The organism is Polaribacter irgensii 23-P (assembly GCF_000153225.1).
Lineage (GTDB): Bacteria > Bacteroidota > Bacteroidia > Flavobacteriales > Flavobacteriaceae > Polaribacter > Polaribacter irgensii.
Genome location: NZ_CH724148.1, coordinates 90,429 through 116,570 on the forward strand (window position 1 = coordinate 90,429; position 26,142 = coordinate 116,570).

At 35.0% G+C, this 26,142-nt stretch carries 37 protein-coding genes and 1 tRNA gene; 3 read left to right on the forward strand and 35 right to left on the reverse strand.

Features of this window, described 5'->3' with window-relative positions; all coding sequences use genetic code 11:
• Positions 1-50: 50 nt before the first annotated feature.
• Together PI23P_RS00415 and PI23P_RS00420 are read left to right on the forward strand one after the other, a co-directional pair.
• Complete coding sequence (locus tag PI23P_RS00415; protein WP_004568702.1) at positions 51-731, forward strand: SDR family NAD(P)-dependent oxidoreductase; 681 nt, start codon at positions 51-53, stop codon at positions 729-731.
• Positions 732-746: 15 nt separating this feature from the next.
• Positions 747-1,349 carry a SprT-like domain-containing protein gene (locus PI23P_RS00420; RefSeq protein WP_004568703.1) on the forward strand — a complete coding sequence of 201 codons (603 nt, stop codon included), beginning with the start codon at positions 747-749 and terminating at the stop codon, positions 1,347-1,349.
• 37 nt (positions 1,350-1,386) lie between these two features.
• Here PI23P_RS00420 and PI23P_RS00425 read toward each other — a convergent pair whose 3' ends face one another.
• The 5 genes from PI23P_RS00425 to PI23P_RS00445 all read right to left on the reverse strand — a co-directional run bounded on the left by PI23P_RS00425 (position 1,387) and on the right by PI23P_RS00445 (position 5,323).
• Positions 1,387-2,856 carry a DUF389 domain-containing protein gene (locus tag PI23P_RS00425; protein WP_004568704.1) on the reverse strand — a complete coding sequence of 490 codons (1,470 nt, stop codon included), beginning with the start codon at positions 2,854-2,856 and terminating at the stop codon, positions 1,387-1,389.
• 65 nt (positions 2,857-2,921) lie between these two features.
• A complete protein-coding gene (locus PI23P_RS00430; protein WP_004568705.1) occupies positions 2,922-3,458 on the reverse strand; it encodes a CIA30 family protein in 537 nt (178 codons plus the stop codon).
• 219 nt (positions 3,459-3,677) lie between these two features.
• A tRNA-Lys gene (locus PI23P_RS00435) sits at positions 3,678-3,750 on the reverse strand.
• A 60-nt stretch (positions 3,751-3,810) separates the two neighbouring features.
• A complete protein-coding gene (locus tag PI23P_RS00440) occupies positions 3,811-4,578 on the reverse strand; it encodes an ABC transporter ATP-binding protein (RefSeq protein WP_004568706.1) in 768 nt (255 codons plus the stop codon).
• A gap of 4 nt (positions 4,579-4,582) precedes the next feature.
• Positions 4,583-5,323, reverse strand: a complete 741-nt coding sequence (locus PI23P_RS00445) for an MlaE family ABC transporter permease (RefSeq protein WP_004568707.1) — start codon at positions 5,321-5,323, stop codon at positions 4,583-4,585.
• A gap of 108 nt (positions 5,324-5,431) precedes the next feature.
• Between PI23P_RS00445 and pafA the strand changes: the two genes are divergently transcribed.
• The gene (gene pafA, locus PI23P_RS00450) at positions 5,432-7,072 is read left to right on the forward strand and encodes an alkaline phosphatase PafA (protein ID WP_004568708.1); all 1,641 of its coding nucleotides are present in this window, start codon (positions 5,432-5,434) and stop codon (positions 7,070-7,072) included.
• A 181-nt stretch (positions 7,073-7,253) separates the two neighbouring features.
• Here the strand turns inward: pafA and ctlX are convergent, their stop codons facing one another.
• The 30 genes from ctlX to rpsS form a co-directional block, all read right to left on the reverse strand.
• Positions 7,254-8,186 (reverse strand): citrulline utilization hydrolase CtlX, encoded by a 933-nt coding sequence (gene ctlX, locus PI23P_RS00455; protein ID WP_004568709.1) that lies wholly within the window; start codon positions 8,184-8,186, stop codon positions 7,254-7,256.
• A 102-nt stretch (positions 8,187-8,288) separates the two neighbouring features.
• Positions 8,289-8,732 (reverse strand): hypothetical protein, encoded by a 444-nt coding sequence (locus tag PI23P_RS00460; protein ID WP_004568710.1) that lies wholly within the window; start codon positions 8,730-8,732, stop codon positions 8,289-8,291.
• Positions 8,733-8,822: 90 nt separating this feature from the next.
• Complete coding sequence (locus tag PI23P_RS00465; RefSeq protein WP_004568711.1) at positions 8,823-9,737, reverse strand: dimethylarginine dimethylaminohydrolase family protein; 915 nt, start codon at positions 9,735-9,737, stop codon at positions 8,823-8,825.
• A gap of 69 nt (positions 9,738-9,806) precedes the next feature.
• Entirely contained in the window at positions 9,807-11,093 is a 1,287-nt protein-coding gene (locus PI23P_RS00470; RefSeq protein ID WP_004568712.1) for a citrate synthase, read from the reverse strand.
• 714 nt (positions 11,094-11,807) lie between these two features.
• Positions 11,808-13,097: a phosphopyruvate hydratase gene (gene eno, locus PI23P_RS00475; RefSeq protein ID WP_004568713.1), complete on the reverse strand. Its 1,290-nt coding sequence runs from the start codon at positions 13,095-13,097 to the stop codon at positions 11,808-11,810.
• A gap of 208 nt (positions 13,098-13,305) precedes the next feature.
• Positions 13,306-14,418 carry a glutamine-hydrolyzing carbamoyl-phosphate synthase small subunit gene (carA, locus tag PI23P_RS00480; protein ID WP_004568714.1) on the reverse strand — a complete coding sequence of 371 codons (1,113 nt, stop codon included), beginning with the start codon at positions 14,416-14,418 and terminating at the stop codon, positions 13,306-13,308.
• Positions 14,419-14,771: 353 nt separating this feature from the next.
• Positions 14,772-15,248, reverse strand: coding sequence for a 50S ribosomal protein L17 (gene rplQ / locus PI23P_RS00485; RefSeq protein WP_004568715.1), 477 nt, complete (start codon positions 15,246-15,248; stop codon positions 14,772-14,774).
• Between the two features lie 60 nt (positions 15,249-15,308).
• A complete protein-coding gene (locus PI23P_RS00490) occupies positions 15,309-16,301 on the reverse strand; it encodes a DNA-directed RNA polymerase subunit alpha (RefSeq protein WP_004568716.1) in 993 nt (330 codons plus the stop codon).
• A gap of 94 nt (positions 16,302-16,395) precedes the next feature.
• Positions 16,396-17,001 carry a 30S ribosomal protein S4 gene (gene rpsD / locus PI23P_RS00495; RefSeq protein ID WP_004568717.1) on the reverse strand — a complete coding sequence of 202 codons (606 nt, stop codon included), beginning with the start codon at positions 16,999-17,001 and terminating at the stop codon, positions 16,396-16,398.
• A gap of 80 nt (positions 17,002-17,081) precedes the next feature.
• Positions 17,082-17,465 carry a 30S ribosomal protein S11 gene (rpsK, locus tag PI23P_RS00500; protein ID WP_004568718.1) on the reverse strand — a complete coding sequence of 128 codons (384 nt, stop codon included), beginning with the start codon at positions 17,463-17,465 and terminating at the stop codon, positions 17,082-17,084.
• Positions 17,466-17,541: 76 nt separating this feature from the next.
• Positions 17,542-17,907 carry a 30S ribosomal protein S13 gene (rpsM, locus tag PI23P_RS00505; RefSeq protein ID WP_004568719.1) on the reverse strand — a complete coding sequence of 122 codons (366 nt, stop codon included), beginning with the start codon at positions 17,905-17,907 and terminating at the stop codon, positions 17,542-17,544.
• Positions 17,907-18,023, reverse strand: a complete 117-nt coding sequence (gene ykgO, locus PI23P_RS12290; RefSeq protein WP_004568720.1) for a type B 50S ribosomal protein L36 — start codon at positions 18,021-18,023, stop codon at positions 17,907-17,909. Before ykgO ends, rpsM begins: the two co-directional genes overlap by 1 nt.
• Positions 18,024-18,040: 17 nt before the next feature.
• The gene (infA, locus tag PI23P_RS00510; protein ID WP_004568721.1) at positions 18,041-18,256 is read right to left on the reverse strand and encodes a translation initiation factor IF-1; all 216 of its coding nucleotides are present in this window, start codon (positions 18,254-18,256) and stop codon (positions 18,041-18,043) included.
• Between the two features lie 3 nt (positions 18,257-18,259).
• Positions 18,260-19,582: a preprotein translocase subunit SecY gene (gene secY / locus PI23P_RS00515; protein ID WP_004568723.1), complete on the reverse strand. Its 1,323-nt coding sequence runs from the start codon at positions 19,580-19,582 to the stop codon at positions 18,260-18,262.
• A 12-nt stretch (positions 19,583-19,594) separates the two neighbouring features.
• The gene (gene rplO / locus PI23P_RS00520; protein ID WP_004568724.1) at positions 19,595-20,044 is read right to left on the reverse strand and encodes a 50S ribosomal protein L15; all 450 of its coding nucleotides are present in this window, start codon (positions 20,042-20,044) and stop codon (positions 19,595-19,597) included.
• 11 nt (positions 20,045-20,055) lie between these two features.
• On the reverse strand, positions 20,056-20,238 hold the full coding sequence (gene rpmD, locus PI23P_RS00525) for a 50S ribosomal protein L30 (protein WP_004568725.1): 183 nt from the start codon (positions 20,236-20,238) through the stop codon (positions 20,056-20,058).
• An 11-nt stretch (positions 20,239-20,249) separates the two neighbouring features.
• Positions 20,250-20,774, reverse strand: coding sequence for a 30S ribosomal protein S5 (gene rpsE, locus PI23P_RS00530; protein ID WP_026288769.1), 525 nt, complete (start codon positions 20,772-20,774; stop codon positions 20,250-20,252).
• A 3-nt stretch (positions 20,775-20,777) separates the two neighbouring features.
• Complete coding sequence (rplR, locus tag PI23P_RS00535) at positions 20,778-21,128, reverse strand: 50S ribosomal protein L18 (RefSeq protein WP_004568727.1); 351 nt, start codon at positions 21,126-21,128, stop codon at positions 20,778-20,780.
• A gap of 11 nt (positions 21,129-21,139) precedes the next feature.
• Entirely contained in the window at positions 21,140-21,685 is a 546-nt protein-coding gene (rplF, locus tag PI23P_RS00540; protein WP_004568728.1) for a 50S ribosomal protein L6, read from the reverse strand.
• Positions 21,686-21,695: 10 nt separating this feature from the next.
• Positions 21,696-22,094, reverse strand: a complete 399-nt coding sequence (rpsH, locus tag PI23P_RS00545; protein WP_004568729.1) for a 30S ribosomal protein S8 — start codon at positions 22,092-22,094, stop codon at positions 21,696-21,698.
• Positions 22,095-22,254: 160 nt separating this feature from the next.
• Positions 22,255-22,524 (reverse strand): 30S ribosomal protein S14, encoded by a 270-nt coding sequence (gene rpsN / locus PI23P_RS00550; RefSeq protein ID WP_004568730.1) that lies wholly within the window; start codon positions 22,522-22,524, stop codon positions 22,255-22,257.
• A gap of 3 nt (positions 22,525-22,527) precedes the next feature.
• Positions 22,528-23,079 carry a 50S ribosomal protein L5 gene (rplE, locus tag PI23P_RS00555; RefSeq protein WP_004568731.1) on the reverse strand — a complete coding sequence of 184 codons (552 nt, stop codon included), beginning with the start codon at positions 23,077-23,079 and terminating at the stop codon, positions 22,528-22,530.
• An 8-nt stretch (positions 23,080-23,087) separates the two neighbouring features.
• On the reverse strand, positions 23,088-23,390 hold the full coding sequence (rplX, locus tag PI23P_RS00560; RefSeq protein ID WP_004568732.1) for a 50S ribosomal protein L24: 303 nt from the start codon (positions 23,388-23,390) through the stop codon (positions 23,088-23,090).
• A gap of 12 nt (positions 23,391-23,402) precedes the next feature.
• Positions 23,403-23,771, reverse strand: coding sequence for a 50S ribosomal protein L14 (gene rplN, locus PI23P_RS00565; protein ID WP_004568733.1), 369 nt, complete (start codon positions 23,769-23,771; stop codon positions 23,403-23,405).
• A 1-nt stretch (position 23,772) separates the two neighbouring features.
• Positions 23,773-24,030, reverse strand: a complete 258-nt coding sequence (gene rpsQ / locus PI23P_RS00570; RefSeq protein ID WP_004568734.1) for a 30S ribosomal protein S17 — start codon at positions 24,028-24,030, stop codon at positions 23,773-23,775.
• 20 nt (positions 24,031-24,050) lie between these two features.
• Positions 24,051-24,242, reverse strand: a complete 192-nt coding sequence (gene rpmC / locus PI23P_RS00575) for a 50S ribosomal protein L29 (RefSeq protein WP_004568735.1) — start codon at positions 24,240-24,242, stop codon at positions 24,051-24,053.
• Positions 24,243-24,252: 10 nt separating this feature from the next.
• Entirely contained in the window at positions 24,253-24,684 is a 432-nt protein-coding gene (gene rplP, locus PI23P_RS00580) for a 50S ribosomal protein L16 (protein WP_004568736.1), read from the reverse strand.
• A 22-nt stretch (positions 24,685-24,706) separates the two neighbouring features.
• Positions 24,707-25,435, reverse strand: coding sequence for a 30S ribosomal protein S3 (gene rpsC, locus PI23P_RS00585; protein ID WP_004568737.1), 729 nt, complete (start codon positions 25,433-25,435; stop codon positions 24,707-24,709).
• Positions 25,436-25,437: 2 nt separating this feature from the next.
• Complete coding sequence (rplV, locus tag PI23P_RS00590; protein ID WP_004568738.1) at positions 25,438-25,851, reverse strand: 50S ribosomal protein L22; 414 nt, start codon at positions 25,849-25,851, stop codon at positions 25,438-25,440.
• Positions 25,852-25,857: 6 nt separating this feature from the next.
• The gene (gene rpsS, locus PI23P_RS00595; protein WP_004568739.1) at positions 25,858-26,136 is read right to left on the reverse strand and encodes a 30S ribosomal protein S19; all 279 of its coding nucleotides are present in this window, start codon (positions 26,134-26,136) and stop codon (positions 25,858-25,860) included.
• Positions 26,137-26,142 lie beyond the last annotated feature (6 nt).

The following is a 26,142-nucleotide window of genomic DNA, read 5'->3' on the forward strand; positions in this document are numbered from 1 at the left end:
CAGTTAAATGTATGAAAAAATACCTAATTTGCAGGTACTAAAAATAAAAAATGAAAAATGTAATTATCACGGGTACCAGCAGAGGTATCGGATTTGATCTTGCCAAGCAATACGCAGAAAGCGGGCACCAAGTTTTGGCTATTTCTAGGAATTCAGCCCCTTTAACAGCTGTAAATCATAAAAATATTACCATTTTATCTCTAGATATTTCAAACCCTGAAGCAGTTCTTAAAATTTCTGATTTTATAAAAAACACGTGGGGGAAAGTAGATATTTTAATTAATAACGCTGGCAAATTAATAAATAAACCTTTCACAGAAATCTCTTCAGACGATTTTCTAGAAGTGTATAAGGTCAATGTTTTTGCCGTTGCGGAAATCACAAAATTGATGATACCTTATTTACAGAAAGGAAGTCATGTGGTCACTATTAGCTCTATGGGAGGAATTCAGGGAAGTATGAAATTTCCAGGATTAGCAGCGTATTCTTCAGCAAAGGGTGCCGTAATTACCTTGTCGGAAGTATTAGCGGAAGAGTACAAAGAGCAGCAAATTGCTTTTAACGTTCTGGCTATTGGAGCAGTACAAACAGAAATGTTAGCAGAAGCATTTCCTGGATATGAAGCACCCCTTTCTGCCGCGGAGATGGCAAATTATATTTACGAGTTCTCTTTAACAGGGCACAAATTTTACAACGGAAAAGTCCTACAAGTTTCTTCTTCAACGCCATAAACGCTCCACTGTAAATTGAATTCAAAATATCAAGATTTCGTTCCTTTGAAAGCAATTCCATTCGTGGAATTTCTGATTAATGAACACAATTTTACATTGAAAATAGTACATCAAAGAGAAACCAAACACGGTGACTTTAGGAGTTTGCCAAATGGGAAGTTTCAAATAACAGTGAACAACAACCTCAATAAGCATCAATTTTTATTAACTTTAATTCACGAGATCGCACACCATGTTACCCATCAAAAATTCGGAAAAGCAAAACCACATGGAAAAGAATGGAAAACTGTTTTTCAACATTTAATGCTGCCTTTTTTAAATCCAGAAATGTACCCAATGGAAATCTTACCTTATTTGGCAAATTACTTAAAAAACCCAAAGGCCAGTACCGATTCTGACGTAAAACTCTCGTTAGCTCTCAAAGGAAACATAGCAGCAGCTGGGAAGAATTTTATATTTGCAATTCCCCAAGGCAGTCTTTTTATTTTCAAAGATATTATTTACCAAAGAGGTGCTAAAAGGAGAACGCGTTACGAATGTTTAAATCTCGCAAATAAAAAAGCATACCTCTTTCATCAAAATGTTGAAGTGGCTTCTTATCAAAGAGAATACTCCTAGATTAAATTAAAAAGCTTCTTTTCAGAAGCTTTTTAATTTAATCTCTTCTCATAAAAAGAGTATCTAACTGCATCTCTTTTTGAAGCCAATTTCTTAACGCAGACTCTTTCGCTCTAATCATACTATCTGATAGTTTTAGATTCCACTTAATTGTAGCCACTGGAATCGTATCAATTTTAATAAAGTCTTTAGAAGACAATACATTTGCAAAACCTATTTCCTCAATATCCGAATATCTTATTTTTGCATCTTTGGCAATTCTACTAAACGCAATCACTTTCTTATTTTTATACAAAGCATCCTGCTCAATTCTATTATTTAACATAAAAATAGTTTCCTGTAAGTCTGTAAGTTGTTTTTGCAATCCTGCGATGATATTTTTACTTTCTTGAAGTTCCTCTCGTTTTTCAGTATATGCTGTCGTAATAAGTTCGAAACTCTTGGTATCACTTCCTTTTATTTTTAATTTAAAATCAGCCAAGTTCGGGTACGTGTTAACGTTTGCTAATTCATTAAGAAGATCATTCTCCGTCGCTTCGTTTATCTCATTAAAAAAATTTAAATAAATCTCTTTCTTTTCGATATCCTTATCCCAGTCAATTAATTGTAAAAATTTATTTATTTTAATCTCATTTGTAATAAAAGAATTGATCTGTGTATTCATTTGGTTCTTTTGAAACGCTGTAATAAAAGTAAAAATTGCAGGAATCATAACAGCCAAACCAATAACGGTAGCAATGGTAGAATATCTTTTTCTCTTCGCCGCATTTGCATACTTATGCATTGGAAAGTTGAGTAATTTTAAAACCAAAAAAGTTGCCAATGCAATGAAGATTGTGTTGATAATAAATAGATACATTGCCCCGAGAAAATAGGTGAAATTTCCTTTTGCCAAACCATAACCAGCGGTGCACAAAGGAGGCATTAAAGCAGTTGCAATAGCCACACCAAAAATTACGGAAGCAACTGTTCCCTTTTTAGTTCTCGCAACCATTAAGGCCAAACCTCCAAAAAATGCAATTAACACATCTCTAATATCTGGACTAACCCGTCCTAATAATTCTGAATTATCTTCACTTAAAGGAAATATATAAAAGAATAAAAAAGAAGCAAACAAACTCAGTCCTATCATAATGCCTAAGTTCAGCAAAGACTTTTTAAAAGTGTCGATATCATTCAACGCGAAAGACATCCCTAGCCCTAAAATTGGCCCCATTAAGGGAGATATTAGCATCGCACCAATAACTACCGCAGTCGAATTCGCATTGAGTCCTATAGACGCCACAAAGACTGCAAACAACAAAATCCATGCAGTTGCTCCTTTAAATGGAATGTCTGCCTTAATAGCCGCTATTGTCGCTTCGTGATCTGTATCTGCTCTAAAATCAAAAAGCGCTATTAGAAACTTTTTTATACTCTCAAACAGGCCCTTTGCCTCCTTTTTAATGTTTTGCTTAGAGGCCTCACTTACATCTATCGCTTTCTCTTTTTTAATTTCTTCTTGCATCTTTCAAAAGATCTTTATACGCTGGGAAATATACGAAAAAAACTGATTTGAAATTAAATATCTGTTTAGTGCAGATAAATTTTATCTATTTCTAGTTTAAAATTCTCCTCTTTTTTATTCCCAATTAAAAATGCAATTTCTTCCATATTTTTAGATGAAAAATTTCCGATGGTAAGTGTTCTTCCTCTAAATGCGGGATACATCTCTGAAAGTTTAATTCTGATCGTTTGCCAGGCACCATTTGTTTCAAAAACAGCAATGTATGAATGATAATTAGATCTCTGATCTTTAATTCTAAACTGAAATTTTTTACCATCTCCTTTGACGATCAGGACAACTTCCGAAAAGTCTTTTAATTTCATTTTAGGAAACCCATATCTCAGGGAAGAAAAGCCTCCATTATTTTCTAAAGATACGCTGCCCTGAAAGACTCCAAATCCCTCGGGACTCATGTTAAAATTTCCAGAGGACCTGCCTCCCATCACACCATCATCGACAACACTCCAATCTGAGATGTCTGAATTTATGTTAAAGTCAAAAATAAGTTGGTTCACATCACTCATAAAAAAAATTAAAATGGTAATTACACAAATTCTACTCATTATCTTTTAAATTTCAATCTAAAATATTTATTAAAATGAAACTGTAGTGTCAAAAATATGTTAAATAAAAAAAGTATCATCAACATGCGTATAAATTGATAAAAGAATGTTGTTTTAAATTCCTTAAAAAAAGGAGCGCCAAGCCTAAAACGGAAAAGGCAAAACTCTATAAAAACAAAAAGAGTCTGTAGAAAACTACAAACTCTTTTACTGCTATTGTGACCGGGCTGGGGCTCGAACCCAGGACCCTCTCCTTAAAAGGGAGATGCTCTACCAACTGAGCTACCCGGTCATTTTCTTTTCCTTAGCGGGTGCAAATATAAGACTTATTTAAAGAAAACAACTTAAATTTTTATAATGTTTTGTTTAAATAAACTTGTCTGACTTTTTTCAACAAATTAGAGGAATATACAAAACTGACAACCGCCTCACTATCAGTAGAAAATATATCTTCACTAGTACCTTCCCACGCTTTTATACCTTTGTTTAAAAAAACAATTTTTTCTCCTATTTCAATTACAGAATTCATGTCATGCGTATTAATTACCGTAGTAATTTTATATTCGTCTGTAATTTCTTGAATTAAATTATCAATTACAATTGCCGTCTGAGGATCTAAACCAGAATTTGGTTCGTCACAGAACAGATATTTAGGGTTCATAACAATAGCCCTTGCAATGGCAACTCTTTTTTGCATACCACCAGAGAGCTCTGCAGGTAATTTTTTATTTGAATTGTCTAAATTTACCCGAGTTAAAACAGTGTTTACACGGTCTAACATTTCTGCTTGTGATTTATCCGTAAACATTTTTAATGGAAACATTACGTTTTCTTCTACTGTCTGTGAATCAAATAGCGCACTTCCTTGAAAAACCATACCAATTTCCTGACGCCATTGCATTTTTTGTTTTTGAGAGAATTCTGTATTTATTCTTCCATCAAAAGAAACGGTTCCTTGCTCTGGAATGTGCAAGCCAATAAGTGATTTTAAAAAAACTGTTTTTCCGGAACCACTTTGTCCAATAATTAAATTTGTTTTTCCAGGTAAAAACGTAGTTGAAATTCCTTTGAGAACTTCTACTCCATTAAAACCTTTATATAAATTGTGAACCTCTATCATGCGTTTAAGTTAATAACAGTTGTGTTAAAATATAATTAGATATTACAATTAAAATAGTCGTCCAAACTACAGCCTGTGTGCTTGCTCTACCCACCGCAATTGACCCACCTTTTACATAATATCCGTGATATGCCGGTACCGTTGCTATTATGAATGAAAATACCAATGTTTTAATCATTGCGTACACTATAAGAAAAGAGTTAAACTCTGTTTGGATTCCTATAATATAATCCACTCCAGAAAATAAGCCCGATGCAACCCCTGCTAACCAACCTCCAAAAATTCCCAAAACCATTGCTAAAATTATTAAAAATGGATAAAAGAATAACGCTGCTAAGATTTTTGGCAATACCAAAAAATTTAAGGCATTTATGCCCATTACTTCTAAAGCATCTATTTGCTCTGTCACCCTCATAGCTCCGATACTCGAGGTGATATACGACCCCACTTTACCGGCTAAAATAATACAACAAAAAGTGGGTGCAAATTCTAAAATAATAGATCTTTTAGCAGCAAAACCGATTAAAGAATCTGGAATAAAGGGGCTGTCTAAATTCAATGCTGTCTGCAATGCAATTACCCCGCCAATAAAAAAGGAAATAAACATAATGATTCCGATGGACTTAAGTCCTAAATCTTCGATCTCTTTCATCAAGGCAGTGTAGAAAATATGAAATTTTTGCGGCCTCTTAAAAACCAATCTCAACATCATAAAATATTTACCAACATGTTCCAAATACGTCATCTTACCAAATTTTAGGCTAAAGTATTAAAATATCATTAATTGATTGTTAATTATACCACATCAAAATAAAAAATAATTACTTTTGAAATAAAAATTTAAGCTTCCAAAATGAAAAATATTATTTTTTACTTTTTGACCACTGTACTATTCTTTTCAAACTGCACAAACAAGAAAAAAATCGCTCAAAAACCAACTTTAGTGATTGGTATCGTCATAGATCAAATGCGGTATGATTATTTAACACGTTTCTCAGAGCGGTATAGTGAAAATGGTTTTAATAGGATTTTGGAAGATGGGTTTTCGTTAGAAAATGCGCATTATAATTATATCCCAACTTACACGGCAGTAGGTCACACTTCAATTTTCACGGGTACAACACCAAGCAACCATGGAATAATTTCAAATTATTGGTATGATAAATATTCAAAACAAAATATTTATTGTGTTGACGATACTTCCTATAAAACTGTTGGAAATAATGGCACTGTTGGAGCAAAATCGCCAAAAAAAATGCTCACTACAACCATTTCAGATGAACTTCATTTAGCTCAGAACATGCGCGGGAAAACCATTGGAATTTCGATAAAAGACCGGGCTGCGATATTACCGGTTGGACATACTGCGAATGCCGCATATTGGTATGATGCAGGAGATAAAAACCAGTGGATTACCAGCTCTTATTACATGCAGAAACTACCCAAGTGGGTTCAAGAATTTAATACCAAAAATAAAGCCAACTCGTATTTAAACGATACCTGGAATACCTTATATGATATCAAAACATATACCCAAAGCAGGTCTGACAACAACGTCTTTGAAAGAAATCTAAAGGGACAAGAAAAACCTACGTTTCCAAAAGATTTAAAAAAATTAAGAAAAAATAACGGAAATTTTGATTTAATAAAAACAGTGCCCGCAGGAAACACCTTTACTGTAGATTTTGCAAAAGCAGTAATCAAAGGCGAGAATTTAGGGAAATCCGAATTCACAGATTTTTTAACGATCAGTTTCTCCTCAACGGATTATATTGGCCATAAATATGGAGTTGCAGCTGTGGAAACCGAAGACAGCTACCTGCGCTTAGACCAAGATTTAGCGGATTTGTTTAGTTTCTTAGATGCTGAAGTTGGCAAGGGAAAGTATACCTTATTTTTAACGGCAGACCACGCTGCTGTGCACGTTCCCTCTTATTTGCAGTCTTTAAAAATCCCAGCACATTATATAGACAACAATAAACTTGAAAATTATATTACAAACATTACTCAGAAGTATTTTAAATCGAAAGATCTGGTAGCGAATATTTCTAATTATCAAATCTTCTTAGACAAAGAAAAAATTGAATCTTTAGGACTGGATCAAAATACAGTTGCTCAAAAATTAGCAGATGAAGTTATGAATTTTGACAATGTTTACAAAGCTGTAACTGCTAAAACTTTGCAAACCACACACTTTACAAGTGGTATTATGAATGCGCTTCAGAATGGTTACAATCAAAAGTTCTCTGGAGATGTTTTAATAGTTCCCTACCCTGCTACTTTAACAGGGGGCAAAAGGGGAACTAGCCATGGTTCTGGATATTCTTACGACACCCATGTACCTGTTATTTTTTACGGAAATGGCATAAAAAAAGGCCGCTCTTCAAAAAAATACGACATTATAGACATTGCACCCACCATCTCTAATTTGTTAAGGATTGAAGCTCCTAACGGAACATCCGGAGCAGTAATTGAAGAAGTCTTAGAAAAATAAAATTATTATAAGGAACTTATTTCTACAGATACTTTTTGCATTTTCAAAATGGCATCCTCTACAAAGAGGGAGGATGCAGTAGCGATGAAAAATCCAAAAAGAAAGTAACACATGCCTACCTAAATTAAAACTTTCTATATAATTACACCGTTTTGAGCTGGTTCTTTTTTATCAAAACAATTTATCTTTTTGGTAAGAATACCTCGGCCATCATACATCGTGCACTTCCACCACCACAAGCTTCTATCGTTTCTAGTGAGCTAGAAATAATTTTGCAATGGTTGTTAATTTTAGCGATTTGACTTTGCGTTAATGCCGCGTGAGCAGCTGAGCTCATAACTAAAAACAATTCATCATTTGCACCACGAACCTGAAGCATGTTTCCTGCGAAGTTGTGCATTTGAAGTTCTGTAATTTCAATTATTTGTTTCCCATCTTCTTTTAAGTGTTTTAATACATTTTTTCTTTCAGACTTATCATCTATAGTTGCTAAACATATTACAGCGAATGTCTCTGCAACACACATCATTACATTAGTATGGTAAATTGCCTCTCTTTTCCCTTTTACGGTTTGATTTGCAATGAAAATTACGGGTGTATACTCAAAATCCTCGCAGAATTCAATAAACAAATTTTCATCTGCACGAACAGATAAAGCACAATATGCTTTTTTATTAACCCGATCTAAAATGATACTTCCAGTACCCTCTAAAAAAATATCTTCAAATTCAGCGGCAGTATAATCTACAACATTCTCTATCAAGAACCCTTTTTCTTCTATTTCTGTAAGGATGTCATCTCTTCTTTCTAAACGTCTGTTTTCTGCAAACATTGGGTACAGACCAACAGTACCGTCTGCATGAAAAGAAATCCAATTGTTGGGAAAAATCGAATCTGGCGTATCAAATGTATCTGTATCAGAAATTACCAATACCGCTACACCAAAGCTTTTCAATTTAAAAACATAGCGATCAAATTCCTCTTGTGCTTTTCTAGTGATTTCAGCATTTTGTAAATCAATATTTTCTTGAAAATAATTATTTACGGCTGTCTGTTCATTCATCCTAAAATTAATAGGACGAATCATGAGTATGGCATTTGTGGTTTGCTGCATCTTTTTAAATTTGACCACAAAGATAGACACATATTATGACTGCGCCCTCTTTTTATCAAAAAACCGCTTCCTTTTTTGGAAACGGTTTTTTAAAGCTATCTGTTAAAAAATACTCAAACCTATGCTTGGAATTCTAACCTGCACACGTGTCTGATTAGGTGTCCTATGATACGATCTTTGGTATTGATAATTGTTGTGATAATAATAGTTTACATGGTACCGGTAATAGTATCCATGATTGCAATAACTATTGCAATGATCTGAGTGCTCTGCATACGCGTCTCTTTTGCCTTTCATATAAGCTTTATGAGCAATCGCATCTCTTTTCTTTAATTCTTTTTCGTATTGCTTTTGTTCTTTCCAAAACTTTTTGTCTTCAGATTTTGATTTTGCGGTAAACTCCTGCTCAAATTTGGCATCTTCCTTTGCTCTTTTATTGTAGTAGTCTTCTTTTCCCACAATCGTATCTTTTTCTTGACCTTGGCCGTAAGAAAAACTAATAGTGATTACTAAAAGTGTAGTTAATAATTGTCTTGTTATGTTCATGATTTCTATTTTAAGAGTTCGTAATATAATTTTAACGATACTACTCTTAAAACAACTAACTACCACTTTACCCTACTAAAAAAACATCATTTAATCTCGCACTAAGGGCATGGTAGAGCACCGCAACAAACCTTCTTGTTTTGCAATTTCCGCATAGGCAACCTCTTCAACAATAAATCCGTTTCCACGCAACCAAGTATTAAGACGAGTGAACTTCTTTTCTGATATAATTACCTCCTCAGAAATAGAAAAAATATTACTATTCATACTAAACATCTCTTCTTTATCAATTTCAAAAACATTGTCCTTTCCAAAATAGTTTAACAACCACTCATACTCCTTTTCAACTAAAAATCCGTTTTTATGGAGTATCGCTTTATCTCTTCCTATAGGCTGAAAACAACAATCTAAGTGCAGTGCATTCTCTGTTGCTATTGTATTGTGCTTTCTTAACTCAAAGGATTTTACAATTCTTTCTGGAAACAGTGCCGTTATAGCTTGAACCGCAGCTACATTTGTACGCGCTGTAATATATTCTGCATAATCTTCACCCGAATAAGTCCCTACAAATATATATTCATTCCAAGGCATAACATCGCCTCCTTCTACATGACATTCTTCTGGTAGTTTAATAATATTTGCTGGATTAATTTTAGAAATTACAGAATGTATCGCTTCAATTTCTTGATCTCTATCCGGTAAAATATTTGCCTTGACAAATTTATCTTGAATAACGAAAGCAATGTCTCTCGAAAAAATTTGATTGTAATTTTCAATAATATTTGGTCTAAAAACTTGTACATCGTACTTTTTAAGAATTACTGCTACTGCTTCCATTTCCACAATCATTGCAGACTCCTCTGGATAGGTACCAGCCAGGACGTGCTGTATGCTTTTCGGATCGTAACAATCTGCGACTTTGGGAATTCCCCCGTTACTTTTTGCAATTCCTAAAACAACGGCTCTTAACCTGGAAGTTTCGTTCTTAATATTGAGTGCTAACATCTAATAAAGGATAAAAAAAGCTTCATAGAGTTATGAAGCTTTTTATTTGGGTGAATATACTCTTTTAAATTATCGATTTTCTATTGACTTAAAAGGTCTTAAGTTTTCTCCTATATAAATCTGACGAGGTCTTCCTATAGGTTCTTTATTTAAACGCATCTCCTTCCACTGAGCAATCCAGCCCGGCAAGCGTCCTAGTGCGAACATTACGGTAAACATCTCTACAGGTATCCCCATAGCTCTGTATATAATTCCAGAGTAGAAATCTACATTTGGATACAGTTTACGCTCTACAAAATAAGGATCATTCAAAGCTTCTTGCTCTAACCCTCTTGCAATCTCCAAGATAGGATCTTCTACACCGAGATCTTTTAATACCTCATCAGCTGCCTTTTTTATGATAGTAGCTCTTGGATCGAAGTTTTTATAAACGCGGTGACCAAAACCCATCAAACGAAAAGGATCGTTTTTATCTTTCGCCTTTGCCATGTATTTCTTTGTATCCCCACCATCTGCTTTTATAGCCTCTAGCATTTCTAAAACAGCTTGATTCGCTCCACCGTGTAAAGGACCCCAAAGAGCTGAAATCCCTGCGGATAAAGAAGCAAATAAACCTGCATGAGAAGATCCTGCAATCCTCACAGTTGAAGTAGAACAATTTTGCTCATGATCTGCATGTAAAATTAAAAGCTTATCTAATGCATCTTTTATAATTGGATTTATAATGTATTCTTCATTCGGCTCTTCAAACATCATTTTCATAACATTTTCTACATACCCTAAAGACCTTGAACCGTAATTTAAAGGCAAGCCTGATTTTTTACGCATAGTCCAAGCTACTAATACTGGGAATTTACCTAATATTTTCACAATAGCATTGTACATCTCTTCTTCTGAATCTACATTTACTGAAGATGGATTAAAAGCAGTCAGTGCACTGGTCAAAGATGATAAAATTCCCATAGGATGTGCGGACTTTGGAAAAGCCTCTAAAATTTTTCTTACATCGTCGTCTACTACAGACTTTGATTTTATATCTGTATGAAATTTCTCAAGCTGCTCCTTTGTAGGCAACTCTCCAAAAATTAAAGCATAAGCAACTTCTAAAAAACCTGCTTTTTCAGCCAACTCTTCAATCGCAAAACCTCGATATCTTAAAATCCCTTTTTCACCATCTAGAAAAGTAATCGCACTTTCACAAGAGCCTGTATTTTTAAAACCAGCATCAATAGTAATTACACCATTTGTGACCGCTCTTAAAGACTTGATATCTATGGCAAGCTCATTTTCTGTTCCTTTTATTAGTGGAAATTCATAGGTATTTTCTCCAATTTGTAATTTTGCTATATCTGACATTTATTGTGTTTTTATCGTGTAAACTAAAGGATGCTAAGGTAGCGAATTTAATAACATTTAGAAGAACTTCTACCAGAATATTAATCTTGCAAAATAAAAGCTAATTATTGCGATTTTAATACTAAAAAAGGCATTTTATTATATGTGTGATACCGAAAACACAAGTCTCTTGTTAAAAATAAAAATGATTTTTCTAAAAAAAAAGAAACTTTGGGTATTACTTTTTCAACACTCTAACTTTTGCAATGAATCCTTGAAAGATTAAGACGCGAAAAATCTTTGTTTGCCACGACAAGAAAAAAATACTTCAAGTACATTTTTAGAATTAACTTTTTAATTCTTAAAACATACCCAAGTTACGATGCATATACACCTCTATGCGTCTCTTCCCTCCACCAGCAGGGCGCTAAAGGTGCTATTATCCCATTTTTAACAGCTTTTTCGCAACTCGGTTGATTTGCCTCTACTTCATTCTGATTGGATCCTACGAATAGATATACTCTTCAATTGGTTTAAATAGTATTTAGGCGTTGGTAATTTTAAAATAACAGCTTTACTAATATTGACTATACTCTCTTCTAAATAAAGGGATAGCGCTCATAAACTGTTTCTTAAACTAAAGTCCTTAAGAAGCTTGACAAAATCAATTGTATCTTAAAACAAAAAAAGATTGTCTTTTCAGACAATCTTTTTTACTTCTTGAAAAAATATAACTTAAATATTAAAAGCTTTTTCCTTAGGGAAATAGGCAACATCTCCTAATTCCTCTTCTATTCTTAATAATTGATTGTACTTCGCCATTCTATCGGAACGCGATGCCGAACCTGTTTTAATTTGGCCACAGTTTAAAGCAACTGCTAAATCTGCAATTGTATTGTCTTCTGTTTCTCCAGATCTGTGAGACATTACAGAAGTATAACCAGCATTTTTAGCCATATTCACCGCTGCAATCGTTTCTGTTAAAGTCCCTATTTGATTTACTTTAATTAAAATAGAATTTGCAATATTATTTTCTATACCTCTTGACAAGCGCTCTACATTTGTCACAAACAAGTCATCTCCGACTAACTGCACTTTGTGTCCAATCTTTTCTGTTAGGTATTTCCACCCTTCCCAATCGTTTTCATCCATACCGTCTTCAATAGAAATGATCGGATACTTTTCAGATAAATCGGCTAAATAATCTGCCTGTTCTTTTGAAGATCGCACTTTTCCAGTTTCTCCCTCGAACTTAGAATAGTCGTAATTTCCATCCACATAAAATTCTGCAGCAGCACAATCTAAGGCAATCATAATATCATCTCCTAAAGTATATCCTGCGTTGCTCACTGCAATCGCAATTGTTTCCAACGCATCTTCTGTTCCGCCTGGTAAATTTGGAGCAAAACCACCCTCATCACCCACTGCTGTGGATAAATTTCTATCATGTAATACTTTTTTTAGATTGTGAAAAATTTCAGAACCCATTTGCATTGCTTTCGAAAAAGTTGCTGCTTTCACTGGCATTACCATAAACTCTTGAAAAGCAATAGGTGCGTCAGAATGCGATCCCCCATTGATAATATTCATCATCGGTACGGGTAAAGTATTTGCTGAAACGCCACCAATATACCGATACAACGGCATCCCTAGTTCGTTTGCCGCTGCCTTTGATACTGCTAAGGAGACTCCTAAAATGGCATTCGCCCCTAATTTAGATTTATTCGGCGTACCATCTAAAGCGATCATTAGTTTGTCAATTGCGTTCTGCTCAAAAACAGAAACACCTAACAACTCAGCCGCAATTATTTGATTTACATTTTTAACGGCATTTAAAACACCTTTACCCATGTAATCTTTACCACCATCTCTAAGTTCTACCGCTTCGTGTTCTCCTGTAGAAGCACCTGAAGGAACCGCAGCTCTTCCTAAAATTCCATTTTCTGTAGTTACATCTACTTCTACTGTTGGATTTCCTCTAGAATCAAAAATCTGACGGGCATGAACGCTTATAATAATACTCATTATATATTGTGTTTAATTAATTTACCTATTTATTCGCTAATTTACAAAATGTACGAAGCATTTGATAAATAGTCTTCAGTTAATTACGAAAACGTTTGCTAAAATTGAACAAAAAACATCCACTCAATTGAATTGAGTGGCTGTTTCTAAAGTTTAACATAAAAATAGTTCTTAAAATACTGTTTGTGATCTGAAAAACCCAACCAGACTATACAAGATTGCTTGTTTTTATCATGTCTATAAATTGATCAAATAAATATTCCGAATCATGCGGTCCTGGACTCGCTTCTGGATGATATTGCACCGAAAAAACAGGTTTATTTTTTAACCGTATCCCCGCCACTGTGTGATCATTTAAATGCACGTGTGTAATTTCTATATTTTCATTCTGAACGGTTTCTTCCTTGTTAATTGCGAAACCGTGATTTTGAGAAGTAATCTCTCCTTTGCCCGTTACTAAGTTTTTAACTGGGTGGTTGATCCCTCTATGACCATTGTGCATTTTGTAGGTAGAAATACCGTTTGCCAACGCAATAACCTGATGTCCTAAACAAATACCAAATAACGGCAAATCTCTTTTAATAATTTCCTTTGCCAGCTCTTGTGCCGCTTTCAGCGGTGCTGGATCTCCAGGCCCATTTGAAATAAAATATCCATTTGGTATGAACTCCTCAAGATCCGAAAATACAGCATCAAAAGGAAACACCTTAATATAGGCACCTCTTTTTGCTAAATTTCTTAAAATATTCTTCTTAATTCCGATATCTAAAGCAGCAATTCTTATCGTTGCATTTTCATCACCTACGAAATACGCCTTTTTCGTTGAAACTTTAGAGGCAAGTTCTAAACCTTCCATAGAAGGCACTTCTGACAACTTCTTTTTTAAAGCAGCTACATCTTCAATTTCAGTAGAAATAATAGCGTTCATAGCACCATTATCTCTTATATAAGCTACCAATGCTCTTGTATCTACGTCAGAAATCGCTACAATATTATGTTTTTCAAACCAATCTTTTAGATTTCCATCTGAATCTACTCTAGAATGCGTAAAACTAAAATTTCTACAAATTAATCCTGATATTTTAATACCATCAGACTCTACTTCCTCATCATTTACACCATAGTTTCCGATATGCGCATTCGCAGTGACCATCATCTGCCCAAAATAGGACGGATCTGTAAATATCTCTTGATATCCAGTCATCCCTGTATTGAAACAAATCTCTCCTGTTGCAGTGCCTTCGATACCTACAGACTTGCCATAAAATATAGTACCATCAGCCAATAGCACCAATGCCTTCTTTCTTGTTTGATATTTCATTATCGGTTGTTGTATTAATTAATGTAAAAATATAAAAAAATAAACAGTGCTCGTTCTTCTTTTTTAAACTTTAATCTCGTTTTTAAACCTAAAATGGACTGACTGCATTCTGGGGTTATAGAATAAATTCTACTCTGCTACATCCGTTTATAAGTATCATCCATTCCAATCTGCACGACAACATTTTCTTTTTTTTCATGCTTCTCTTAACATAGATTTGATTGTATCCAAGAAACAGCGCATTATCAATAAAAATAGATTGTCCCCGAAAGGCGATCCTATTAAACCAAGTTATAAAAAAAGGGATAAACGTAAACGTTTATCCCTTTTTTTATAACTTAACAAAGCCTCATTTACTCTTCTTCAGATTTCTCTTCAGTTACAGTACCTTCTACTTCCGGAGTTTCAACTTTTTTGCTTCTTCCTCTTCTTGTAGTTTTCTTTACTTTATTTCCATTAGGATTATATATCTCGTTATAATCAACTAATTCTACCATTGCCATCGGAGCATTATCTCCCTGACGGTTTCCTAGCTTGATTATACGTAAATATCCACCTGGTCTGTCTGCAACCTTCACAGATATTTCCTTAAACAACTCTGTTACTGCTTCCTTATCACGAAGATGAGAAAAAACGATACGTCTATTGTGCGTTGTATCTGATTTTGACTTGGTGATTAATGGTTCTGCATACACTCTTAATGCTTTTGCTTTTGCCACTGTTGTATTGATACGCTTGTGCTCTATTAATGAGCAAGTCATATTTGACAACATCGCCTTTCTATGCGAAGTTGTTCTTCCTAAATGATTGTGCTTTTTTCCGTGTCTCATGACCTTTGTTTTGAACTTTCATCTTGCATCAACTCTTTTTGAGGAGCAAAATATGAATGATTAATCTCTGTCTAACTTATATTTACTTAAATCCATTCCAAAACTTAATCCCTTCACAATAACTAACTCTTCTAGTTCTGTTAAAGATTTTTTTCCAAAGTTTCTAAATTTCATTAAATCACTTTTATTAAAAGATACTAAATCCCCTAATGTATCTACTTCTGCCGCCTTTAAACAATTTAAAGCTCTCACAGATAAATCCATGTCAATCAATCTTGTTTTTAATAACTGACGCATGTGCAATGACTCCTCATCATATGTTTCAGTTTGTGCTATTTCATCTGCCTCTAAAGTGATACGCTCATCAGAGAATAACATAAAGTGGTGTATTAAAATCTTAGCTGCTTCTGTTAACGCATCCTTAGGACTGATTGATCCATCCGTATCAATATCAAAAACCAATTTTTCATAATCGGTTTTCTGCTCTACACGGAAGTTTTCAACTGCGTACTTTACATTCTTGATTGGCGTGTAAATAGAGTCTGTAAAGATTGTTCCTATGGGAGCAGATGCTTTTTTATTCTCTTCTGCAGGAACAAACCCTCTTCCTTTTTCTATTGTTATCTCTGCATTCAACTTCACAGATTTATCCATGTTACAGATAACTAAATCTGGATTTAAAACCTGAAACCCTGAAATAAATTTCTGTAAATCACCAGCAGTAAACTGCTCTTGACCTGAAACGGAAATCGAAACAGTTTCTCTGTCTGTTTCCTCAATTTGCTTTTTAAAACGAACCTGCTTTAAATTTAATATTATTTCTGTTACATCTTCAACAACACCAGAGACAGTAGAAAACTCATGTTCTACTCCATCTAGTCTTAATGAGGTGATTGCAAATCCTTCTAACGACGATAAAAGTACTCTTCTTAAAGCGTTTCCTACTGTTAAACCAAAACCTGGCTCTAGCGGTCTGAACTCAAATCTACCTGAAAAATCAGTAGATTCAATCATGATTACTTTATCGGGTTTTTGAAAATTTAAAATTGCCATATTTCTTCTTTTTAATTGTCATCTAGTTGCGCGGAAAATAAGTCTGAAGAAGTACTTATAAACCCTTTGGCTAAACTCCAATATGATTAATTTATTACTTAGAATATAATTCTACGATTAACTGCTCTTTGATATTTTCTGGAATCTGAAGTCTTGCTGGCACCTTTACAAAAGTACCTTCTTTTTTATCCGAATTCCAAGTCAACCATTCATATACATTGCTATTAGATGCTAATGAATCTTCAATAGCTTGTATCGATTTAGACTTCTCTCTTACCGCAACAACATCTCCCTCAAGAAGATTGTACGAGGGTACGTTCACAATTTCCCCATTCACAGTAATGTGTCTGTGAGAAACCAGCTGACGTGCTCCACTTCTAGAAGTTGAAACTCCCATTCTGTAAACTACATTGTCTAATCGAGATTCACATAACTGTACCAAAATTTCACCTGTAATCCCTTGAGAAGCAGATGCCTTTTTAAATAAGTTACTAAATTGACGCTCTAAAATACCATAGGTATATTTCGCTTTTTGCTTCTCCATTAATTGAGTAGCATATTCTGATTTTTTTCCTCGTCTTCTTGCATTTCCATGCTGTCCTGGAGGATAATTTCTTTTTTCGAAGTTCTTGTCTTCGCCGAAAATTGCTTCGCCAAATTTACGTGCAATTTTGGTCTTTGGTCCTGTATATCTTGCCATTTCTTTGTTGTTATAATTAGGGATTATGAATTAAGGCTAATCCTTCGATAATCTAATTCCCAATAGGTTAAAATATTTAATTATACTCTTCTTCTTTTTGGTGGGCGACATCCGTTGTGAGGAATTGGGGTAACATCAATAATTTCTGTTACTTCAATACCTGCATTATGAATTGATCTGATAGCTGATTCTCTACCATTTCCCGGTCCTTTCACATACACTTTTACTTTACGTAAACCTGCTTCTTTTGCGACTGCGGAACAGTCTTCTGCTGCTAATTGAGCTGCATACGGAGTATTCTTTTTAGAACCTCTAAAACCCATTTTACCTGCAGACGACCACGATATCACGTCACCTTTTTTATTTGTCAAAGAAATAATGATGTTGTTAAAAGACGCCGTTACGTGCGCTTCTCCAACTGCATCAATAATTACCTTACGTTTTTTTGAACTTGCTTTTGCCATAATGATTCAGTTTTAGTAATTTAGTTTTCTAATTTTATAGTATTTCTATTATCAGATCTTTATTACTTGTCTAACTTTATTTTTTCTTGTTAGCTACGGTTTTTCTCTTACCTTTTCTTGTACGAGAATTGTTTTTAGTTCGCTGTCCTCTTAAAGGTAAACCAAGTCTGTGGCGTATCCCTCTTTGACAACCAATATCCATCAAACGTTTGATGTTTATCTGAACTTCTGAACGCAACTCCCCTTCAATTGTAAAAGAACCTACTTGCTCTCTAATTGCTGCGATTTGGTCATCCGTCCATTCTTGAACCTTAATACTCTCGTCTACTTTTGCTTCCGCTAAAACTTTTTTAGCTCTGCTGCTTCCAATACCGAAGATGTAAGTTAAAGCAATAACTCCTCTTTTGTTCTTTGGAATATCAATACCTGCTATTCTTGCCATTACCCTTGTCTTTGTTTAAATCTAGGATTTTGTTTATTAATCACATATAATCTACCTTTCCTGCGCACTATTTTGCAGTCGGCACTTCTTTTTTTAACTGATGCTCTAACTTTCATCTGTTTGGTTTTTATAATTAGTATCTGTAAGTTATTCTTGCCTTTGATAAATCGTATGGACTCATTTCTAATTTCACCTTGTCTCCAGGTAACAATTTAATATAATGCATTCGCATTTTACCAGAAATGTGTGCCGTAACAATATGACCATTTTCTAATTCGACACGAAACATCGCATTAGACAATGCCTCTGTAATGGTTCCGTCTTGTTGAATTGCTGATTGTTTAGCCATATATTATTTATTCGATTTTCTATTGCTGTTTCCCGCTTTCATTAAACCATCATAATGATTGTTTAATAAATACGAATTAATTTGTTGCATGGTGTCAATTGCTACACCTACCATAATGATTAAAGAGGTACCTCCATAAAACATTGCCCAACCTTGTTGCACTCCAAACTGAACTACAATTGCTGGTAAAATTGATAGTGCCGCTAAAAACAAAGATCCTGGGAACGTTATTCTTGACAAAATACTATCTAACCTATCTGCTGTATCTTTACCTGGTCTAATTCCTGGTATAAAACCTCCACTCCTTTTTAGATCTTCAGCCATTTTATTTGTAGGAATCGTTATTGCCGTATAGAAATAACTAAAAATAATTATCAACAAAGCAAAAATGACGTTGTATTGCCATCCATTAGGATTTGTCAATCCTACTAAGGCAGGAAACCTTTGTCCCAATGCTAAAGGTAAAAACATGATTGCTTGTGCAAAAATTATTGGCATCACTCCAGCCGCATTTAATTTCAAAGGAATATAATCTCTTGAACCAGCAACATTTTGAGCGCTTCCTGCTACATTCCTTCTTGCGTACTGCACCGCAATCTTACGAACCGCAGTAACTAAAAGGACTGTTAATAAAATTACAACAAACCACATAATAATCTCAATTAAAATCATCATTACGCCACCGGCACCTGCATTGGTCGTTTTGGACACAAATTCCTGCAAAAATGCTGCGGGAAAATTTGCAATAATACCCACTGTTATTAACAGTGAGATTCCATTACCAATCCCTTTATCAGTGATGCGTTCCCCTAACCACATAGCAAAAACTGTACCTGCAGTTAAAATAATGATCGAGGATACCCAAAATGTAGCTCCACCAACTAAAAAAGCCTCTGGAGGTAAATTAAATTGAGTTTTTATCGCAGTAATATACGTTGGTGCTTGCACCAATGTAATAGCGATTGTCAACCAACGCGTTATTTGTGTAATTTTCTTTCTACCACTTTCACCATCTTTCTGTAGTTTTTGTAAATAAGGAACCGCGATTCCCATCAATTGAACTACAATAGATGCTGAAATATAAGGCATTATACCAAGCGCCATAACTGATGCTCTAGCAAATGCCCCTCCCGTAAATGCATTCAATAATCCTAAAAGACCTCCCGAAGTACTTTCTTTTAACGCTGTCAACTGTAATGGATCTATTCCAGGTAATGGAACAGCCGCCATAAAACGGTAAACCGCAATTAGTCCGATCGTAAGAAGAATTTTGTTCTTTAATTCTTCAATCTTAAAAATGTCTTTTAGTGTATTAATAAACTTCATCCTTTACGTTTCTTATAAAGCTACAGCCTGACCTCCAGCAGCTTCAATCGCCGCTTTTGCTGTTGCTGTGAACTTATGTACAGTTATATTTAGTTTCGCCTTTAATTCTCCATTACCTAGAATCTTAACAAGCTCATTTTTGCCTGCTAATCTATGAATAATTAAAGTTTCTAAACTCAAAGTATCTGTTATTTTTCCACTATCTACTAAAGCTTGTATTTTGTCTAAATTGATCCCTTGATATTCCTTGCGGTTTATGTTCGTAAATCCAAATTTAGGCACACGTCTTTGAAGTGGCATCTGTCCCCCTTCAAAACCAATCTTCTTAGAATACCCTGAGCGAGATTTCTGTCCATTGTGACCTCTTGTAGCGGTACCACCTTTTCCAGAACCTTCACCCCTTGCAATTCTCTTTCCCTTTTTAATGGAACCTACTGCTGGTGTTAAATTATGTAAACTCATGTTTTTCTGTCTTATTTAATTTCTTCAAAAGAAACTAAGTGTTTAACTGTATTTACCATACCTACTATTGCAGGAGTTGCCTCGTGCTCAACTGTATGATTCATTCTGCGTAAACCCAATGCTTCTAAAGTTCTTTTTTGACTCTGAAGACGCCCGATTTGACTTTTTACTTGTGTAACTCTGATTCTTGCCATCGTTCTTAGATTTATCCGTTAAATACCTTTTCTATAGAGATTCCTCTTTGCTTTGCAATTGCAGATGCACTACGTAATTGTAACAATGCATTAAAAGTTGCTTTTACCGCATTGTGAGGATTCGAAGAACCTTGTGACTTTGATAATACATCGTGTATACCCACAGATTCAAGTACCATACGTACTGCTCCACCGGCAATAACTCCTGTTCCAGGGGAAGCAGGCTTGATAAAGATCTTTGCTCCACCAAACTTTCCTTTTTGCTCATGTGGCAACGTACCTCCTAAGATAGGAATACGTATCAAATTCTTTTTGGCATCTTCAATTGCCTTCGCTATTGCGGAAGCTACATCTTTAGATTTCCCTAAACCATGTCCAACAACACCGTTACCATCACCAACTACTACAATCGCAGAGAAACCAAATGCTCTACCACCTTTCGTTACTTTAGTAACACGCTGTACTCCTACTAACTTATCTACAAGCTCTAACCCACTTGGCTTTACTCTTTCTACGTTTTTATAACCTTGCATAATTTCTTAAAATTTTAAACCAGATTCTCTTGCAGCTTCTGCTAATACTTTAACTCTACCATGGTATAAATAACCATTTCTATCGAAAGCAACTGTTTCTATACCCGCTTTCGCTGCTTTTTCACCAATTGCCTTTCCAACTGCTGCGGCAGCTTCTAGTTTAGAAGTCCCTTTTATCTCTTTATCTCGTGATGAAACCGAAGCTAATGTTACTCCGTTTACATCGTCTACTATTTGGGCGTAAATTTCTTTATTACTTCTAAAAACCGATAATCTTGGTTTGGTAGCAGTACCAGAAATAATCTTTCTAATTCTACGCTTAATTCTAGCTCTTCTTTGTAGCTTTGATAATGCCATAATGCTATGTATTATGCAGATTTACCTGCTTTTCTTCTTAATATTTCACCAACAAACTTAACACCTTTACCTTTGTAAGGCTCTGGAGCTCTGAAAGAACGAATCTTTGCAGCTATTTGACCTACTAACTGTTTGTCAAATGAAGATAATTTAATGATTGGGTTTTTCCCTTTCTCAGATATTGTTTCAATATTCACCTCTGGAGCAATTTCTAAAACAATATTATGAGAGAAACCTAAAGCTAAATCTAATTTCTGTCCTTGGTTTGATGCTCTATAACCTACACCTACCAACTCTAAATCTTTTGTCCAACCTTTGCTTACACCTTCAATCATGTTATTGATCAAAGCTCTCATTAAACCATGTTGTGCTTTATGGTCTTTACTTTCCGATGTTCTATCAAGAGTGATAATACCATCTTCAATTTTAACTGTAATGCCATCTGAAATTTTCTGAGTTAACGTACCCAATTTTCCTTTGACAATTACCACGTTATTCTCTATGTTAACATCTACACCTTGTGAAATGCTAACGGGATTTTTTCCTATTCTACTCATTTCTTAAGATTTAATAAACGTAACATAAAACTTCTCCTCCAACGTTCTCAAGACGTGCTTTTTTGTTCGTCATAACACCCTTCGATGTTGACACAATAGCAATTCCAAGCCCGTTCAATACTCTTGGCATCTCTGATGAGCCAACGTATTTACGTAAACCTGGTGTACTGATACGTTGAATTTTTCTAATTACTGACTCCTTTGTTTCTCTGTCGTATTTTAAAGCGATCTTGATTGCTCCCTGAACCTTATTGTCATTGAACTGATAACTTAAAATAAAACCTTGATCAAACAAAATCTTAGTCATTTCCTTCTTCAAGTTTGAAGCTGGAATTTCCACTACTCTGTGCCCTGCTGCGATTGCATTTCTAACTCTCGTTAAAAAATCCGCGATTGGATCTGTATACATACTTATTTATATTGCGATTATGGTTTTCAAACACCTCTATTTGTGCTACGGATTCTCCGTGATATTTGAACCTACAATCAGTTAAAATTCTTTTACCCAAAAAAATAGAGCGCGCAAATATACACATTCTATTTTTATTTTTAAGCTTTATTTTTGGATACTACCAACTTGCCTTTTTGACTCCTGGTATCAACCCTTGATTTGCCATTTCACGAAATGTAACTCGTGATAGACCGAACTGTCTCATATATCCCTTTGGACGTCCTGTTAATTTACATCTGTTGTGCATTCTAACTGGAGAAGCATTCTTTGGTAATTTTTGTAAACCCAAATAATCACCTGCATCTTTCAATGCTTTTCTTTTCTCAGCATACTTTGCAACCGTGCTTGCTCTCTTACGTTCGCGAGCTTTCATTGATTCTTTAGCCATCTCTTAATTTTTTTTGAACGGTAAACCTAATTCTCCTAATAGTGACTTCGCCTCCTTATCAGTAGCTGCTGACGTTACAAATGTAATGTCCATACCATTGATCTTCTTCACTTGGTCAATATTTATTTCTGGGTAAATGATTTGCTCAGTAATTCCTAAATTGTAATTACCTCTACCATCAAATCCATTTGCCTTTATACCGTTAAAGTCTCTTACTCGAGGTAAAGAAGCAGTAACTAATCTATCTAAAAACTCATACATTTTAACCCCTCTCAACGTAACCTTCACACCAATTGGCATTCCCTTACGTAATTTAAAAGATGCAACATCCTTTTTAGACATCGTAGATATCGCCTTTTGACCTGTAATTTTAGTCAATTCTTCAATGGCATAATCTATTAATTTCTTATCTGCAATCGCAGCACCAACACCTTTAGAAATAACTATTTTTTCTAATTTTGGCACCTGCATTACATTCTTATAACTGAATTCCTCAGTAAGAGCTTTTACCACTCTTTCTTTGTATTCTGCTTTTAATCTTGGTACGTAACTCATGATTATTCTTATTTTTTAGTTTTTTTAGAGACTCTAGTCTTAGCATCTCCATCAACCTGATAACCTACTCTTACAGCAACTCCTTCTTCCACTAACATCACGTTAGAAATATGAAGTGATGCCTCTTTCTTTACAATACCACCTTGGGGCTTTTGTGCGCTTGGCTTGGTGTGCTTAGAAACTAAATTCACGCCTTCTACCAACACTCTATCCTTCTCCCTAATGATTTGCAAAACTTTCCCTTCAGATCCCTTATGGTCTCCAGCGATTACTTTTACAGTATCTCCTGATTTTATTTTAAACTTCTTCATTTTGTTATAATGTTAAAGCACTTCCGGTGCTAATGATACAATTTTCATGAATTGTTTCTCACGAAGCTCACGAGCTACAGGACCAAATACACGTGTTCCTCTCATCTCCTCTGTAGGATTTAAAAGTACACAAGCATTATCATCAAATCTGATATAAGATCCATCCTTACGTCTTACTTCTTTTTTAGTTCTTACCACAACTGCTCTTGACACTTGTCCTTTCTTCACAGTTCCGTTTGGAGTCGCAGACTTTACAGATACTACAATCTTGTCTCCAATACTTGCATATCTCTTTCTTGTACCTCCTAAAACTCTGATCACTAAAACCTCTTTGGCTCCAGTATTATCTGCTACTTTTAATCTTGATTCTGTCTGTAACATATTATTTAGCTCTTTCTAGGATTTCTACTAATCTCCAACGTTTAGATTTACTCATAGGTCTTGTTTCCATGATCCTAACGGTATCTCCTTCGTTGCAATCATTCTTTTCGTCGTGTGCAACGTACTTCTTAGTCTTTAATACGAACTTTCCGTACATCGGGTGCTTAACTCTTTTAGTTTCAGCAACAACAATAGACTTTTCCATTTTGCTACTTGAAACTACACCAATTCTCTCTTTTCTAAGATTTCTTTTTTCCATCTTTAAAACTGACTATAGAATTATTGTAATTCTCTTTTTGTTAATTCTGTTGCAATTCTTGCTACAGTTCTTCTTAAACTTCTCAACTGTAACGGGTTCTCCAAAGGAGTAATCGCGTGAGCCATTTTAAGATCGGTATAATTCTTTTGCAACGCTCCAAGTTTCTCATTAAGAGCAACAATGGATAATTCTTTTACTTCTGATTGTTTCATTCTATGCGAATTAAGCGTTAATATCAAAATCTCTTGCAACCACAAACTTCGTTCTTACTGGAAGTTTCTGCGCTGCCAAACGTAAGGCTTCTTTTGCAACGTTCATTGGTACACCACCAATTTCGAACAATATTCTACCTGGCTTTATAACTGCAACGAAATGATCCGGTGCTCCTTTACCTTTACCCATACGAACCTCTAACGGTTTTTTAGTAATTGGCTTGTCTGGAAATACTTTAATCCATAACTGACCTTCTCTTTTCATGTGACGTGTAGCTGCAATACGAGCTGCTTCAATTTGACGAGAAGTTAATAAATTCTGATCTATAGATTTAATACCGAACATTCCATTAGAAAGTTGATTTCCTCTACCAGAAATACCAGTCATATTTCCTTTCGCCTTCTGTACCTTACGGTATTTTACTCTTTTTGGCTGTAACATTTTTAATTTCTAATTTTAAAAATTATTTTCTTCTACGAGGTTGCGGTCTCTTTCCACGATCTGCACCACCTTTATTTCCGCCCACTTGCTTCTTAGACAAACCAACTAAAGGAGATAATTCTCTTTTACCATATACCTCACCTTTCATAATCCACACTTTGATACCTAATCTTCCATAAGTAGTATGTGCTTCAACTAGTGAATAATCGATATCTGCTCTAAACGTTGAAAGCGGAATTCTACCTTCTTTAAAATGTTCTGAACGCGCCATCTCTGCACCATTTAAACGACCTGAAATCTGAATCTTTATTCCTTCAGCATTCATTCTCATCGTAGCCTGGATTGCCATTTTGATAGCTCTCTTGTAAGAAATTCTATTTTCGATTTGACGTGCAACACTTACTGCAACCAACTTAGAATCCAATTCTGGACGCTTAATTTCAAAAATATTTATTTGAACCTCTTTTCCTGTTATTTTCTTGAGCTCTTCTTTTAACTTGTCTACTTCTGTTCCTCCTTTACCAATTATGATTCCAGGTCTTGCAGTTGTAATTGTTACTGTAACAAGCTTTAAAGTACGCTCAATAATTACACGAGATACACTTGCTTTAGATAAACGAGCATTTACGTACTCTCTGATTTTAAAATCTTCAGCTAATCTATCTCCGTAGTCATTTCCACCATACCAGTTAGACTCCCAACCTCTGATGATTCCTAAACGATTTCCTATTGGATTTGTTTTCTGTCCCATTTCTACTTTGATTGATTACTTAGGTTCTTAGCACCTAACTCTAGTGTAACGTGATTTGAACGCTTGCGAATTCTATGAGCACGCCCTTGTGGAGCTGGTCTTAATCTTTTTAACATTCCTGCGCTATCTACGCAAATCGTTTTCACGAACAATCCAGCTTCCTCAATAACTGCATCTCCATTCTTAGCTTGCCAGTTTGCAATTGCAGACAACAACAATTTCTCTAAGTTTATAGACGCCTCTTTCGGGCTGAATTTTAAAATTTGTAAAGCTTTCTCAACCTCTACTCCTCTTACCTGATCCGCTACTAAACGCATTTTTCTCGGTGACGTAGGACAGTTAGTAAGCTTAGCGAAAGCACGGTGCTTTCTCGCTTCTTTTAACTGATCCGCCATATTTTTTTTACGAACTCCCATTGTCTGTTATTTTTTACCTTTATTTTTCGCACCTGCATGTCCTCTAAAAGAGCGTGTTGGTGAAAATTCGCCTAACTTATGCCCTACCATGTTTTCTGTAACAAATACAGGAACAAACTGACGGCCATTATGCACAGCAATCGTTTGGCCAACAAAATCTGGAGTAATCATACTTGCTCTAGACCAAGTTTTGATTACTGTTTTACTTCCAGCTTCTACATTAGCTAACACTTTTTTCTCTAATTTATAGTGAACGAAAGGTCCTTTTTTTAATGATCTTGCCATAACTTA